This is a genomic window from Acinetobacter sp. WC-743, from assembly GCF_000335555.1.
In the GTDB taxonomy this organism is placed as follows: Bacteria; Pseudomonadota; Gammaproteobacteria; order Pseudomonadales; family Moraxellaceae; genus Acinetobacter; species Acinetobacter bereziniae.
The window spans coordinates 82,673-98,264 of record NZ_AMFQ01000022.1; the positions used below are offsets into that span (position 1 = coordinate 82,673).

Consider the following 15,592-nt stretch of genomic DNA (forward strand, 5'->3'; position numbering starts at 1 on the left):
CATTATCCGCCAACAACTGAACCCATTTGGAAAATTGGAAGATACATTGCAATCACCAAACCACCAACGATTACACCTAAGATTGCCATAATTAAGGGCTCCATCATTGAGGTGAGACCATCTACCGCATTATCCACTTCGCTTTCAAAATGTGAAGCCACTTTATCCAACATCCCATCCAATGCACCAGATTCTTCTCCAATCGCCACCATTTGCACTGCCATAGCAGGAAATTTATTACTGACACGCATGGCAAAATTCAGTTGTTGACCTGTGGCAACATCTTCACGAATTTTCATCACAGCTTGTTCGTAAACCACATTGTTGGTTGCACCCGCAGTAGATTCTAGTGCTTCAATGAGGGGAACCCCTGCCGCAAAGGTGGTGGCTAAGGTACGGCTATAACGCGCAATAATCGCTTTATAGACCAGATCTCCAAAAATAGGCAGTTTGAGTGCGGTTCTATCTAAAAAATCGCGAAATTTTTGACTTCGCTTTTTGGCTTCTAAAAAAGCAGTGATAATGATGCCAATCATAATTAAAAAGATAAACCAATACTTCTGCATCCAGTTGGACATATTCACCACCAGTTGAGTAAAAGCTGGTAAATCTGCACCAAAAGAGCTGAACAGCTCTTGAAACACCGGGACAACTTTAACCATGAGAATAATGGTGACAATAATTGCAACCACAATCACTGAGATTGGATATTTCATGGCTTTTTTAATTTTTTGCTTTAATAATTCGCTTTTTTCTTTATAGATCGCAACACGATCTAGCATAGTCTCTAAAGCACCTGATTGCTCACCCGACTCGACTAGGGAGCAAAACAAGTTATCAAAGTAGCGGGGATATTTTCTCAGTGCGCCAGCAAAGGTATTTCCGCCTTCAACTTCACTTTTAATGCCTAATACCACTTCTCGCATAGAAGGATTTTCTAAACCTTCAGCAACAATTTCAAAACTCTGCACCAAGGGCACACCTGCTTTCATCATGGTGGCAAGTTGACGGGTAAAAATGGTAATATCTAAAGTTGATATTCCTTTCTTCATTAAGCCTTCGAAAATATTCTTTTTCTTTTCTCGAATGGTTTTAATGGTAATGCCTTGCTTTCTCAACATGACTTTGGCAAGTGCCATATTCCGTGCAGGCAATTCTCCTTTGACCTTGATTCCTTTACGATCAACCCCGTCATAAGCAAAGGTAGGCATCATTTGCGCTTTTTTAGCTGCCATAACAATTTCCTTAAATATTGATTATATTTATTCGCTGGTTACGCGGTTAATTTCTTGTAAAGACGTTAAACCATTCATAACCTTTTTTAAACCCGAACGTCGCAAATTATCAAACCCCAATTTTTCAGATGCTGCTGCAATTTGTAGTGCGTTGCCATCTTCCATGATAATTTTTGAAATTTCAGGTGTTACTTTCATCACCTCATAAATACCGACTCGTCCTTTATAACCTTCTCTACATTCAGAACAGCCCACAGGCTGAAAAATCTGTAAATCAGGATGGTTTAAGTCTTGTTCAGTAAAGCCCAGTTCTAACAAACTTTGTTTCGGAATTTCAATAGGTGCTTTACAGTGGTTGCATAAGCGCCGAGCAAGACGTTGTGCAATCACAAGATTGACCGATGTTGCAATATTGAAGGATGGCACACCCATATTGCGCAAACGGGTTAAGGTTTCAGGTGCGCTGTTGGTATGCAGTGTGGACATCACCATATGACCTGTTTGGGCTGCTTTGATTGCAATTTCAGCCGTTTCAAGGTCTCGAATTTCCCCGACCATGATAATATCTGGATCTTGACGAAGAAATGATTTTAGCGCGACCGAAAAGGTCAATCCTGCTTTTAGATTGACGTTTACTTGGTTAATCCCCTCCAAGTTAATCTCGACAGGGTCTTCTGCGGTTGAAATATTGGAACTTTCGGTATTGAGGATATTTAAGCCTGTATACAACGATACGGTTTTACCAGAACCTGTTGGACCAGTAATCAATAACATGCCTTGCGGTTTTTCTAAGGCTTCCATAAATAAAGCTTTTTGGTCTTCTTCATAGCCCAAAGCATCAATCCCTAACATGGCACTGGAAGGATCAAGAATACGTAAAACTAATTTTTCACCAAACAATGTTGGCAGGGAGTTGACACGGAAATCAATAGCTTTGGTTTTAGACAGTTTTAGTTTGATCCGCCCATCTTGAGGAATACGTTTCTCTGAAATATCCATTTGAGACATGACTTTCAAACGGGATGCTAAACGATTCGCCAATTGCAGAGGGGGATTGGTGATAGTTCTGAGTACACCATCTACACGATAACGAACACGATAACTTTTTTCATAAGGTTCAAAATGTAAGTCCGAGGCGCCCATTCGAATGGCATCAATCAATAGTTTATTGACATATTTAACAATCGGCGCTTCTTCTTCAGCAGTTTCTTCATCAAGCTCGGCGGGTTCATTTTCATCTGTTGCAATAATATCAACATCAAAATCTTCATCGCCAAAATTAAAGCTTTCTTCTACAGTAAAATGTTTGGCTAAAGCTTTGTCTAATTTATGTTGTTCAACGATAATTGGCTCAATGTTTAGACCACAACTAAAACGAATCGCATCAAGTGCCTCGATATTGGTGGGATCGCTGGTGGCAACATATAAGATATTGCCGCGTTGCACCAATGGAATCACCCCATGTTTGCTGATTAAACCGGCGTCCACAATGTCCTTGGGCAACATTTCAGGATTAAAACTGTCTAGATCAAAAATAGGCTCACCGAACTCGGAGGAGATCATTTCAGCGATCAGCAATGGTGAGATCGCTAATTTCTCAATCAGGTAAGGCACCAAATGGGTTTTACTTTTTTGAGCACTTGTTAAGGCATCTTTCATTTGCTGAGCAGATAAAAAGCCTTCATCGACTAAGCGACGGATATAACCCGAAAACTTAGGTGAACCATTTTGCATAGACATCCCCAAAACACTTTAAATTTAATTTTATAATTGGAATAATAAAATTATACGATGATCCTTAAAAATATCTAGAATTAAACGTATTCTTCTAAAAACATATTTTAACCATAATTTGCGCCAATTTGACTTTTGTTGACGATCTTTGAAACGTTTTATATTTCTAGCGCATATATTCACTGACAGACTTTAGAACAGAAGTGCGAATTGATAAAGAAAAAATACTTTAAAAATCTAAATTCCGTGTAGAATGTGCACATTTTCGATAAAAGGTTAGATGTATGTCGAGTTCGACTATTATTCCTTGGGTTGTCGGCAATTGGAAAATGAACCCAATGCAAGCGAATTCGCAACAGCTCATACAAGACTTAAAACAGTATTTACAACAAAACCCAATTACACAACAACAATGTCATTTGGGGGTTGCGCCGATTTCTATTGCTTTATTGTCGGTACAAAAACAACTTCAAGATGCTCATTCACCCGTTAAAGTTGTTGCTCAAGACTTGTCTCAGATGTCAGGTACTGGCGCATATACTGGTGAAGTGAGTGCGGAATTGCTTAAAGATAGTCAGATTGATTATGTATTGATTGGGCATTCTGAGCGCCGTGAAATTTTTGGTGATGATGTTGTGAAAGTAAAAGCGAAACTGACCAATGCGCTGAATGCTGGGCTAACTGTCATTTATTGCGTTGGGGAAAGCCTCGAACAACGTGAGACGGGTCAAGCTGAACAGGTGGTTTTACAACAAATTTGTGATCTTGCTGCGGTTGTAAAAGCAGGGCAGTGGCACAATATTGTTATTGCTTATGAGCCAATTTGGGCGATTGGAACAGGCAAGACCGCATCGCCACAAGATGCTCAAGCGATGCATGCAAAAATTCGTGAAGGTTTAACTCAAATTGCAGTTGAAGCACAACAAACGGCTATTTTATATGGCGGTAGTGTGAAAGCTGAAAATGCAGTAGAGTTGGCTGCGTGTCCAGATATCAACGGTGCACTGGTTGGTGGTGCATCACTTAATGCAGAGTCTTTTTATAAAATTGCTCAAGCATTTGCTAATACAAAAGAATAGGAGTTCAGCATGCATACATTTGTGCTGGTTGTACATATCATCTTGGCTGTTTTAATGATCGGGCTTATTCTCGTTCAGCACGGTAAAGGTGCAGATGCAGGCGCTTCATTTGGTGGTGGTGGCGCAGCTACGGTATTTGGTGCTTCAGGTTCAGCAAGCTTTTTAACCCGGTTAACTGCAATTTTGACGGCTTTATTTTTTATTACCAGCTTAAGCCTAGCAGTCTTTGCGAAAAAACAAACGACAGATGCTTATGGCTTGAAAACAGTACAAACGACAACCCAAACAACTGCACCTGTACCAACAAATACGGGTGAAACTTCGCCAACTGCACCAAAAACTGGCGAATAATGTCAATTAGTCCTTTCTTTTTCTAAGGGATGCGACTAGAATGCGTCACAGCTGCGGTGGTGGTGGAATTGGTAGACACGCTACCTTGAGGTGGTAGTGCTTTCGGGCGTGGGGGTTCAAGTCCCCCCTTCCGCACCAACAATAAACCAGTATTGTTGGTGCTAGCGGCTAAAAAAACATTGTTGCGGGATGGAGCAGTCTGGTAGCTCGTCGGGCTCATAACCCGAAGGTCGTTGGTTCAAATCCAGCTCCCGCTACCAATTTAATTAAGATGCAACTTAATTAAAGGTAATGTAGATCAAAAGTCTATTTTATTTGTGAATTTGCAGTATTGTTGCGGGATGGAGCAGTCTGGTAGCTCGTCGGGCTCATAACCCGAAGGTCGTTGGTTCAAATCCAGCTCCCGCTACCATTTTGATTAAGGTGCAACTTGATCAAGCAAGAAAATAGAATGATCAATGTTTTAATATTGATTGAAAAATTCAAAGTTCTTGTATATAATTTTGCAACGCTGATGCGGGATGGAGCAGTCTGGTAGCTCGTCGGGCTCATAACCCGAAGGTCGTTGGTTCAAATCCAGCTCCCGCTACCAAGTTTCTAAAAAGGGCTCACAGATAGGTGGGTCTTTTTGCATAGTGAATTACGATTTACTGTGCGATAATAGGGGCGATTACGCCCTTTTTTATTGGCTATCGTGTGGTGTGGACATCAATTGGTCAAAAAGACATGCTTCACTATAGTAAGTTGAATAAGTCCAGTGAGCGATTGAATCGCACAAATATGACGAGAGTAAATGAAGCTATCAAATAAAACTCAAGCACTTCAAGATTTAATAACTCCTGCAGTGCAAGCTTGTGATGTAGAACTTTGGGGGATTGAATTCATTCCTCAAGGTAAGCGTTCTTTATTGCGTATTTATATTGATAAAGACGTTGCTGAAAATGCTGAGCCAACCATAAATGAAGATGGTGAGGTTGAGTTGGGTCGTGGTATTGGTGTACAGGACTGTGTGCGTGTGACTCAACAGGTGGGTGCAATCTTAGATGTGCATGATCCAATTTCAGGTGAATATGCTTTGGAAGTGTCTTCTCCAGGTTGGGATCGTCCATTCTTTCAGTTGGCGCAGTTAGAAAAATATATCGGACAACAAGTTGCATTGCGTTTGATTGCAGCCGTTGAAAATCGTCGTAAATTCCAAGCCAAGTTGGTTGCTGTAGATTTAGAAAATGAAATGATTCAAGTCGAAGTTGAAAAACAGCAGGTACTTGAGATAGACAGTAACAACATAGACAAAGCGAATTTGATCTTTCAGGATTAATCCAGAAATAGAAATCTGAATAAATAGGTGACTTATGGCACGTGAAATTCTCACCGTCGTTGAAACGGTTAGTAATGAGAAAGGTGTGAGTCGTGAAGCAATTTTTGAAGCACTTGAACAGGCTTTAGTTGCAGCGACTAAAAAGAAATTCTACGAAGGAACGAATTCGGAAGAAGCGCAGTTGCGTGTAGAAATTGACCGCAAAACCGGTGATTATAGTACTTTTCGTCAGTGGGAAGTGGTTGCAGATGAAGATCACGAAATGCCAGCATGTCAGGATGCGATTTCTGATGTAGATCCTGCAAAATGGTCGATCGGCGATATTCGTGAACTTGAAGTGCCATCAATTGATTTCGGTCGTATTGCTGCGCAAATTGCTAAACAAGTGATTGTACAAAAAATTCGTGAAGCAGAGCGTGCATTGGTTGCTGATGCTTATGAGTCTAAAGTGGGCGAGTTAATCTACGGTGAAGTGAAAAAACAAACCAAAGATGGTTTTATCATTGACTTAGGTGATAACGCAGAAGCATATTTGGCACGTGAAGAAATGATTCCAAAAGAAATTCTTCGTCCAAAACAACGTATGAATGCGATTCTTTATAATGTGAATCGTGAAGGTCGTGGCGCACAGTTACTATTGTCTCGTGCTAAACCTGAAATGCTGATTGCTTTAATGAAAAAAGAAATTCCAGAAATTTCTGAGGAAATCATTGAAATTAAAGCAGCAGCACGTCAACCGGGTGTACGCGCAAAAATCGCGGTCAAAACCAATGACCATCGTATTGACCCTGTAGGTGCATGTATTGGTATGCGTGGTACACGTATCCAAGCGGTACAATCAGAGTTAAATGGTGAACGTATTGATGTTGTGGTGTGGTCTGATGATCCAGCTCAATATATCGCAAGTGCTTTAGAGCCAGCAGATGTATCGGGTATCGTGATTGATGAAGATGCCCACACAGCGGATATTATTTTTGCAACCAGTGATCAACTTGCTCGTGCAATTGGCTCACAAGGACAAAACGTTCGTTTAGCATCAGAGCTGACAGGTTATAAGTTAGATATGATGCTTGAAGATGAGTATCGTGCTCGTCAACAAAATGAAGCTCAACAGTATTTAGATATGTTTGTTACACGTCTAGATATTGAAGAAGATCTCGCAATGGCTTTGGTAGAAATGGGCTTTACCTCACTTGAGGAAATTGCTTATGTACCTGCGGAAACTTTCGATGAAATCGAATTGGATGCAGATACAGTTGAATTACTACAAAGTCGCGCAAAAGAAGCCGCTTTGGCTGATGCATTAAAACAGCAAGAAGATATTCAGGACCCAAGTCCAGAACTTGTTGCGATGGAAGGTATGACTTCTGAAATTGCACAGGCTTTAGCAGCACGCGGTGTAATCACAGTCGATGACTTGGCAGATCAAGCAACGGATGATATTTCTGATATCGAAGGCTTGGGCGCTGAGAAAGCAGGTCAATTGATTATGAAAGCACGTGAATCATGGTTTAACTAGGAGGTAATACATGACGGATAAGTCAATTCAAGAGTTAGCAGTCAGTGTAGGACTCCCAGTTACAAAGCTCCTAGATCAGGTGCGTGAAGCTGGATTACCTCAAAAGCAGGCTGAAGATAAAATTTCTACTGAACAGCAAAGTGTGCTCGTGAACCATTTGAAAAAAGCACATGGTCAAGACGCGGGACAAGCAGGACAAATCACGTTGAAACGTAAAACGACAAGTACCGCGAAAGTGGCGAGTACTTCAGGTAAAGCTAAAACCATCAACGTAGAAGTTCGTAAAAAACATACGTTTACTAAGCCAGATCCTGAACAAATTAAAGCAGAAGCATTGGCAAAAGCTCAAGCCACTGCGCAAGCGAATTCAGCACCAAAAGTACAGGAAGCTCCTGTGGTAAATGAAGCTGAAAAAACAGAAAGCTCTGCAAAAGCCAATTTAGAGAAAATGCGTGCTGCGGCAAAACAGCAAACTGCAGCAAAAGAAACACCAAAAGCAGCAGTGGTTGTTAAACGTAAATCGACCAACAAGCCGATTACCAAAGCAACGGTAAAAACAATTGAAACACCTGAACAAAAGCGAGCGCGTGAAGCTCAGGCAGCCCAATTAAAAGCTGCTGAGGAAGCGGCTCGTCGTAAGTCAGCAGAAGAAGCACAACAACGTACACTTGAGCAAATGCGTCAAATGGCGTCTAAGTATTCTTCTGATGAAACAACAACCACAATTCGTGTAGTTGATGATTCACCTTTGGCGGCAGGTTTGGTTGGTCAGGCATATGAAGACTCATTTGCAAAAGAAGACCGCGAAATCAAACGTGGCGGTAATACTAAGGACACACGCGGTCAGAAAAAAGGTGGACGTCGTGGTCAGGAAGAGCAATCTTTCAGCCATAATCCACATAAACGTGGTTTGAAATCAAGCCAAGCAAACAAACATGGTTTTGAAAAACCAGTTAAAAAACAAATCTATGATGTTGAGATTGGTTCAACAATCGTGGTTGCTGATTTAGCTGCAAAAATGGCGGTTAAAGTCCGTGAAGTGATCAAGTCGCTCATGAAAATGGGTGAGTTGGTTACACAAAACCAAGCCATTGATCAAGAAATTGCAGCATTGATCGTTGAAGAAATGGGGCACAATCCAGTGCTTGTTTCTGATACACAGGCAGAAGATAACCTTCTTGAAGCGGCTGAAGAAGCACGTGGTGTACAAACCACACGTCCTCCAGTGGTGACGATCATGGGGCACGTTGACCATGGTAAAACATCGCTGCTTGACCGTATCCGTCGTGCTAAAGTGGCGCAAGGCGAAGCGGGGGGGATTACCCAGCATATCGGTGCTTACCACGTAACGACCGATAAAGGCATTATCACTTTCTTGGATACTCCGGGACACGCAGCATTTACAGCAATGCGTTCACGTGGTGCAAAAGCTACCGATATCGTGGTATTGGTTGTTGCAGCAGATGATGGTGTAATGCCACAAACCGCAGAAGCAATTGACCATGCTCGTGCTGCAGGTACGCCAATTATTGTTGCAATCAACAAAATGGATAAAGAATCTGCAGATCCAGATCGCGTATTGAATGAATTGACCACTAAGGAAATCGTACCTGAACAATGGGGTGGTGATGTTCCAGTGGCAATGGTTTCTGCACATTCAGGTCAAGGTATTGATGAGCTTTTAGACTTGATCTCAATCCAGGCAGAAATGCTAGAATTGAAAGCATCTGAAGAGGGTGCTGCACAAGGTGTTGTGATTGAAGCTCGTGTTGATAAAGGTCGTGGTGCTGTAACCTCTATTCTTGTACAAAATGGTACTTTGAATGTTGGTGACTTGGTGCTTGCAGGTGCATCATATGGTCGCGTACGTGCGATGACAGATGAAAACGGTAATCGTATTAAGTCAGCAGGTCCTTCTATTCCTGTAGAGATTTTGGGTCTTCCAGAAGCACCAATGGCTGGTGATGAAGTTCTTGTTGTTGATGATGAGAAGAAAGCGCGTGAAGTTGCAGATGCTCGTTTAGACCGTGAACGTCAAAAACGTCTTGAGCGTCAAAGTGCGATGCGTCTTGAAAACATTATGGCATCTATGGGCAAAAAAGATGTGCCTTATGTCAATGTGGTACTTAAGACAGATGTACGTGGTACTTTAGAAGCATTGATTGTTGCACTTTCTGAGTTGTCGACTGACGAAGTTAAAGTTCGTGTGATTAGCTCGGGTGTAGGTGCAATCACTGAGTCTGATGTTGGTCTTGCGGAGTCTTCTGAAGCTGTTCTACTTGGCTTTAACGTTCGTGCAGACAGCACAGCACGTCAAAAGGCAGATGAAGATGGTTTGGATATCCGTTATTACAGCGTGATCTATCAATTAATTGATGATGTTAAAGCTGCAATGAGCGGTAAACTTGCACCTGAACATCGTGAAACAATTCTGGGTGTTGCCCAAGTACGTGAAGTATTCCATTCAAGTAAGTTTGGTGCGGCTGCAGGCTGTATGGTACTTGAAGGTGTTTTACATCGTAATAAACCAATTCGTGTACTTCGTGATGATGTGGTGGTGTTCCAAGGTGAGCTTGAATCATTACGTCGTTATAAAGATGTTGTTGAAGAAGTTCGTGCTGGTATGGAATGTGGTCTTGCAGTTAAAGGCTATAATGACATCAAGGCGCTCGACAAAATCGAAGTATATGATGTTCAGTTGATTAAACGGAGTCTTTAATGGCGGGTAGTCAACGTCTTAAGCGCATGGCGGATACAGTACAACGTGAGTTGTCAGAACTGATTCGTCAAGAGCTTAAAGATCCACGCTTAGGTGGTCTTGTGACCATCTCTGCGGTGAAAGTCAGTGCTGACTTAGGTTATGCAGAAGTTTACGTGACTGTTATGGGGCGTGAACTTGGTGATGAGCAAAGTGAAGCAGCAAATAAAGAAACCTTGGATGTATTAAATAAAGCCTCTGGCTTCTTGCGTCACGAGTTAGGTCGTCGGATCAAAACACGTATAACGCCTCGTTTGCGTTTTCACTACGATAAAACCAATGCTTATGGTAACTATATGTTTGGTTTAATTGCAGAAGCAGTAAAAGATTTACCTGAGCAAAAAGACGAAGAATAAGTATTTGTAGAAAGCCACCTCAGGGTGGCTTTCTTATATCTGAGGAAATATGGTTATCAAGCCCCATCTTTAAACTATATTCTAAAATAATGAGTAGTTTCGCCTTAACGCACTTTTCTTAAAAAATGTATGTCATTCCCAAAAAGCTTAATTGCGAATAGATAGCAGAAAGTAAACAAAACTTTGCCTGAAACTGTATAGAATGCAGATATATCAACAAATACAAATAAATATCTCTGAGGAATGAGCAATGAATGCAATGAAAAATGGTTTGGTGGCACTGACTTTAGCGAGTACCTTGGCTTTTTCAGGTTGTGGTTATAATACTTTGCAAGCCAAAGATGAGTCCGTCAATGCGGCTTGGTCTGAAGTGGAAAACCAATATCAACGTCGTGCAGATTTAGTGCCTAACCTTGTGAATGTCGTCAAAGGTTATGCAACCCATGAAGAAAAAGTTTTAACTGAAGTGACTGAGGCGCGTGCCAATGTTGCAGGTTTAAAAGTAGATAAAGAAGTATTGAACGATCCAGAATTGTTTAAAAAGTATCAAGAAGCACAGTCACAAATGACGGGTGCATTATCTCGACTTTTAGCCGTCACTGAAAACTATCCTGACTTAAAAGCCAATGAGCAATTTCGTGATTTACAAGTGCAATTAGAGGGGACTGAAAACCGAATTAGTACAGCAAGAACACGTTATGTTCAGACGGTACAAGACTACAATACTTATGTACGTCAGTTCCCACAAGCAATGACTGCAAAAGTGATTGGCATGAAAGCCAAACCAAACTTTAGTGCTGAAGCAGGCGCATCGAAAGCACCAACAGTGAATTTTAATTAATTATCGGCTTTCTATCTTATTTTTATCACGGTTTGAAATAAGATGAGGCGATAACAATGATCTAAACAAAGGTGTGTTATGCTTGAACGGCAAGGAAAATCAGCAATTCAAATAATCAGTACATTATTCTATGTGCTTTTGGCGCTGATCCTTTCTGTTCAATCTCAGGTTTGGGCTGAAACAGCAACTGTGACAGATGAACAACAAGCACAAGAAGCCATTGTTCTAGGAAAAGTTGCTCCAAATACCAACTTGCCAAATGTGCTTGGTTCATCACCAGTAGATGGTCAAAAGCAAAATCAACCGACAGCCACATCTCAACAAACGTCACAGAGTTCTGCATCAAATCAAGTAAAAGTCGCCAATGATATTGCAGAGGGTGAGACAGAAAGAAATATCCCTACATTGAATCAACCCGTGGTTGATCAAGCCAATGTTTTGTCTGTGGCTGAAAAGCAAAATTTAGAGCAACAAATCCGTAACATTTATCGTCAAGGCAAAGCACAGATTGGGATTATTATTGTTCCAACCACAGGGCAAGAAGGTATTTTTGATTTTGCAATGCGTGTTGCAGAGCAATGGAAACTTGGTTCAGCAAAACAAGATAATGGTCTATTGATCGCTGTTGCTGTGAATGACCATAAAATTCATATCGCCACAGGTTATGGTTTAGAAGGTGTATTGCCTGATATTATGGTCAGTCGGATTATACGCAATCAAATTTCTCCAGCATTTAAACAAGGGCAATATGCACAAGGTTTACAAGCTGCTGTGGGAGAAATTGAACGTATTCTAAATTTAGATCCTGAAATTGCGCAACAAGCTGCCGATGAGCTCAAAGAGCGACAAAACCAAGCAATACAAGCGCAAGAAGCAAAGGATCGCACCTTAACTACGGCAATGATTATTTTGGTGGTGGGTATATTTGCTTCATTTATCGTTGGTAATCGCTTAAGTGCAGCAGTAGCTGGGGTGACAGCAACAGCAGCTGGGCTGATATATGGTTCTGGCATTGTGATGAGCCTGATTTTAGGCTTTGGTGTGTTTTTCTTATTGATCACTTCTCTAGCTCAACTGATCTTACAAATGTTTCTCTCTGGCGGTGGGCGTGGTGGAGGCAGCGGTGGTAGTTTTGGTGGAGGTGGTGGCTATAGCGGCGGCGGCGGTGGTTTTGGTGGGGGAGGCGCATCAGGCTCATGGTAACAAAAACTGATACAACAGAAATTTTGACTGAACCAAAATTACAGGAAAAAGTACAGCCGAGTTTTAAACGCTGGCTCAAGCATTGTCTTTATATGCCTGCATCAAAGCGCTACTTTTCCAAGCAAGATCAGCATGCAATTGCTCAAGCAGTTCAACAAGCCGAAGAAGGTCATGTGGGTGAAATACAGGTGGTGATCGAGGGGCATATCCCCAGCCATCAAGCCTATCATCAAAATACGCGTCTAAGAGCGCAACAACTCTTTGCCGAATTGGGGGTATGGGATACCGAATATAACAGCGGTGTTTTACTTTATTTAAACTTGTGTGAAAAGGCTGTAGAAATTGTCGTAGATCGTGGTATCCATCAGGCGACTACACAGCAAACGTGGCAACAGATTTGTGATGAAATGATTGTGCAATTAAAAAATAAACAATATCGTTTGGCGGTAGAAAGTGGTGTGAATGAAATAGGCAAAGTATTGAATTTGTTTTACAAACAACAAAAACCTGATAATATGAATGAATTGGCAAATCAGCCGATTATTCTGAATTAATGTCAAAGAAAAATGAAATGTTTTTAAACAAGAGTGACAGGAAATGTCACTTTTTTACGTTTAATTACTTAAAAAAATGAGATGTTAAAAAAAACTTGTAAACTGTTACATACTCTCTAAAATCGAAGTGTGTAAGTTGGTTGTTGATTTTTTCCACAAAAACAGCCACATAAATTGCTCGAAAAAAGGCTAATAAATTTTTAAAAACATTGGAGAAATGTTATGAAATCAGTTCAAAAGGGTTTTACCCTAATCGAATTAATGATTGTTGTTGCGATTATCGGTATTCTTGCTGCAATTGCGATTCCTGCGTATAAAAATTATACGATCAAATCTGCAAACCGTGCATGTTTGGCTGAAGCGAAAGGTTTTGCTAATGCAGTAGTAGCTGCTTTCAGTGATGGTGCTTCAGCTCCTTCGATTGCTAATAAAGCATGTCAAAATACACAAATTACTGGTGGTCAAACAATAGCGACTTTCACTGGTGTAACAGCTCAAGCTAAAGGTAATGGAGATGCATCAATCACTTGTGACCAAACAGGTTCTTGTTCAGCATCTTCTACTTCTGGTAATCAATAATTTAAAAACAAAAAAGGCTCATTTATGAGCCTTTTTTTTTGGAGAATGTTTTGTTAAGAAAAATAATTATTATACTTTCATTATTGTTTATTTGTTGTGCATGGTTAAGCCCTTTCCACGCTAATCCATGGTTGATGATAGTGAGTGAGATTTGTGCTTTTCTGAGCTTATTCTGCTTAATTTTTTTCTTTAAAGATAAAAATATTATTATTCCTAGAGTAATTTTACCTGTTTTGTTTTTTTCACTTATACCATTTTTTCAATATTTTTGGGGTATAGAATTATACTTTGAAACAGCTTTATTATGTTTTTCATACTTATTTTGTGTTTTCTTATCAATGATAATTGGATTTAATACTGCAAGTATAGAACTTAAAGAAAGAACATTAATATTGCTTTCAGGCTCTATTTTAATCTCTTCATTAATAAGTGTGATTATTATTTTATTACAGTGGTTTGGTTTAGAAAAAAATATTTTTTTGATAGCGCCATTACATCATGATCGTCCATTTGGAAATTTTGCTCAACCTAATAATATGGCAACCTTTTTAGTATTTGGGTTGTTGAGTAATCTTTTTTTATTAAAAGAATTAAAGATTACAAATAAAGCAGCAACTACTTTTTCTATTTTAATTTTGTTTGCTATAGCATTGACTTATTCAAGAGCGGCTTGGGTGGAATTACTTATAGTTAGTGTGGTTTTAATTTTTGTTAATGATGGATTAATTCGAAAAAAGACGGTTTGTTTTTTCTCATTATTGTTTCTTTTTTTCTTGTTTGCTATACCCTATCTAAATAATTTTTTAAATGATTTTGGTCTAGGTTTATTATCTACACAGAATATAAATGATCGTTTATCCACTGGTTCATTGAGATTGGGGATATGGAAACAAATGTTTGTCGCAATCTATCAGCAACCATGGTTTGGTTATGGATGGAATCAAACAGCATATGCTCAGATAATCGCTTCTGCAACTGTGTTTCATAGTGAGCAGACTAGAAGTGCACATAACATTATTTTGGAACTTCTAGTTTGGAATGGTATATTGATCGGAAGTATTATTATATTTTATACATTATATTTGTTGAAGTTGGTTTTTTTAAAATATAACCAGAAAATGGTTTTTATTAAGTTGATAATTGTTAGCTTTATAGTTCATGCTTTGTTGGAGTTTCCACAAAATTACGCTTGTTTTTTATTTATTATATCTTTTTTAGTTGGTTTTTTGTTAAGAGGGAATTCTAATTTGAGAACTTTCCCCTTGAGTAAGAATATTTTTTCAATTGTTTTTATTTTATCAATTATTGTTTTTGGCGCAATAGTTAGAGATTATTTGAATATAAAATATATAATAGTGAATTATAATAGTGAAGAGTTCGAAAAAAATGAAATAAAGGAAAATATTTTAATTTTAGATCGGTTAGATGTAATGAAAAATTGGGTTTTTGAAAAAAAACCATCTATCATGTCTGATGCTAAGATTAAATATTATGAAAATTTTATAAAAACGGCACCTACTGAGTATAATCTTATCAATATTGTTAAAATATTAATTCTTAATGGTAGGTTTGATGAGGCAAGTGATTATTATAGGATTTTGTATGATTTGTATCATGTAAATTATACATATGATGATATATATAAATCTGTAAAAAATAATCAACCTATTCATGTGAATGAAAATGGCGAAAGATGATGAAAAAAAATAATGGATTTAGTCTGATAGAGATAATTATTGTTGTTGCAATAATGGGTATTCTGGTTGCAATTTCTTACCCAGCTTATAATAATTATAGCCGGAAAGCGAAACAAACTGCATGTCTTTCAGAAGCGAAAGCTTATGCAAATAGTGTTTTTTATATAATATTTGTCTCTGAAGCAAATACATTTCCTGATTCACCTAAATCATCAGCATGTGAGGTTATCACCGATGCTTCTTCATGGAATGATTCAACAACAAACTTGGTGATTGAGGCAAAAAGTAAACATTCATCTACAGTCGATATTCGTTGTGACTTAAGTAAGGGTGCTGGTTGTACTATCATTCATTAAGCAGAACGGTAT

Annotated in this window: 14 protein-coding genes and 4 tRNA genes; 16 read left to right on the plus strand and 2 right to left on the minus strand. The window is 39.3% G+C overall.

Going from position 1 to position 15,592, the window contains the following annotated elements:
- Window positions 1–2: 2 nt before the first annotated feature.
- Window positions 3–1,235, minus strand: coding sequence for a type II secretion system F family protein (locus ACINWC743_RS03600; protein WP_009584381.1), 1,233 nt, complete (start codon window positions 1,233–1,235; stop codon window positions 3–5).
- 27 nt (window positions 1,236–1,262) lie between these two features.
- Window positions 1,263–2,975: a type IV-A pilus assembly ATPase PilB gene (pilB, locus tag ACINWC743_RS03605; RefSeq protein ID WP_035300190.1), complete on the minus strand. Its 1,713-nt coding sequence runs from the start codon at window positions 2,973–2,975 to the stop codon at window positions 1,263–1,265.
- 278 nt (window positions 2,976–3,253) lie between these two features.
- Here pilB and tpiA point away from each other — a divergent pair, with 278 nt between their 5' ends.
- The 16 genes from tpiA (at window position 3,254) to ACINWC743_RS03685 (ending at window position 15,580) form a co-directional block, all read left to right on the plus strand.
- Window positions 3,254–4,048, plus strand: a complete 795-nt coding sequence (gene tpiA, locus ACINWC743_RS03610; RefSeq protein WP_009584365.1) for a triose-phosphate isomerase — start codon at window positions 3,254–3,256, stop codon at window positions 4,046–4,048.
- 9 nt (window positions 4,049–4,057) lie between these two features.
- Window positions 4,058–4,399 carry a preprotein translocase subunit SecG gene (gene secG / locus ACINWC743_RS03615; protein WP_004826367.1) on the plus strand — a complete coding sequence of 114 codons (342 nt, stop codon included), beginning with the start codon at window positions 4,058–4,060 and terminating at the stop codon, window positions 4,397–4,399.
- Window positions 4,400–4,452: 53 nt separating this feature from the next.
- Window positions 4,453–4,537: transfer RNA gene (locus ACINWC743_RS03620), tRNA-Leu, on the plus strand.
- Window positions 4,538–4,582: 45 nt separating this feature from the next.
- A tRNA-Met gene (locus ACINWC743_RS03625) sits at window positions 4,583–4,659 on the plus strand.
- Window positions 4,660–4,734: 75 nt separating this feature from the next.
- Window positions 4,735–4,811, plus strand: a tRNA-Met gene (locus tag ACINWC743_RS03630).
- A gap of 103 nt (window positions 4,812–4,914) precedes the next feature.
- A tRNA-Met gene (locus ACINWC743_RS03635) sits at window positions 4,915–4,991 on the plus strand.
- A 201-nt stretch (window positions 4,992–5,192) separates the two neighbouring features.
- On the plus strand, window positions 5,193–5,717 hold the full coding sequence (gene rimP / locus ACINWC743_RS03640; protein WP_004826368.1) for a ribosome maturation factor RimP: 525 nt from the start codon (window positions 5,193–5,195) through the stop codon (window positions 5,715–5,717).
- 34 nt (window positions 5,718–5,751) lie between these two features.
- Window positions 5,752–7,236: a transcription termination factor NusA gene (nusA, locus tag ACINWC743_RS03645; RefSeq protein ID WP_004826370.1), complete on the plus strand. Its 1,485-nt coding sequence runs from the start codon at window positions 5,752–5,754 to the stop codon at window positions 7,234–7,236.
- Window positions 7,237–7,246: 10 nt separating this feature from the next.
- Window positions 7,247–9,955: a translation initiation factor IF-2 gene (gene infB / locus ACINWC743_RS03650; protein ID WP_009584374.1), complete on the plus strand. Its 2,709-nt coding sequence runs from the start codon at window positions 7,247–7,249 to the stop codon at window positions 9,953–9,955.
- Window positions 9,955–10,350 carry a ribosome-binding factor A gene (locus ACINWC743_RS03655; RefSeq protein WP_004826375.1) on the plus strand — a complete coding sequence of 132 codons (396 nt, stop codon included), beginning with the start codon at window positions 9,955–9,957 and terminating at the stop codon, window positions 10,348–10,350. Before infB ends, ACINWC743_RS03655 begins: the two co-directional genes overlap by 1 nt.
- Before the next feature lie 250 nt (window positions 10,351–10,600).
- Entirely contained in the window at window positions 10,601–11,191 is a 591-nt protein-coding gene (locus ACINWC743_RS03660) for a LemA family protein (RefSeq protein WP_009584403.1), read from the plus strand.
- A gap of 78 nt (window positions 11,192–11,269) precedes the next feature.
- Window positions 11,270–12,394 (plus strand): TPM domain-containing protein, encoded by a 1,125-nt coding sequence (locus tag ACINWC743_RS03665; RefSeq protein WP_009584366.1) that lies wholly within the window; start codon window positions 11,270–11,272, stop codon window positions 12,392–12,394.
- A complete protein-coding gene (locus tag ACINWC743_RS03670) occupies window positions 12,388–12,948 on the plus strand; it encodes a TPM domain-containing protein (protein WP_004826383.1) in 561 nt (186 codons plus the stop codon). Before ACINWC743_RS03665 ends, ACINWC743_RS03670 begins: the two co-directional genes overlap by 7 nt.
- 222 nt (window positions 12,949–13,170) lie before the next feature.
- Window positions 13,171–13,527 carry a type IV pilin protein gene (locus ACINWC743_RS25180; protein WP_009584362.1) on the plus strand — a complete coding sequence of 119 codons (357 nt, stop codon included), beginning with the start codon at window positions 13,171–13,173 and terminating at the stop codon, window positions 13,525–13,527.
- 50 nt (window positions 13,528–13,577) lie between these two features.
- On the plus strand, window positions 13,578–15,224 hold the full coding sequence (locus tag ACINWC743_RS03680) for a PglL family O-oligosaccharyltransferase (RefSeq protein ID WP_009584419.1): 1,647 nt from the start codon (window positions 13,578–13,580) through the stop codon (window positions 15,222–15,224).
- On the plus strand, window positions 15,224–15,580 hold the full coding sequence (locus ACINWC743_RS03685; RefSeq protein ID WP_035300197.1) for a type IV pilin protein: 357 nt from the start codon (window positions 15,224–15,226) through the stop codon (window positions 15,578–15,580). The genes ACINWC743_RS03680 and ACINWC743_RS03685 overlap by 1 nt, the downstream gene beginning before the upstream one ends.
- Window positions 15,581–15,592: the final 12 nt, after the last annotated feature.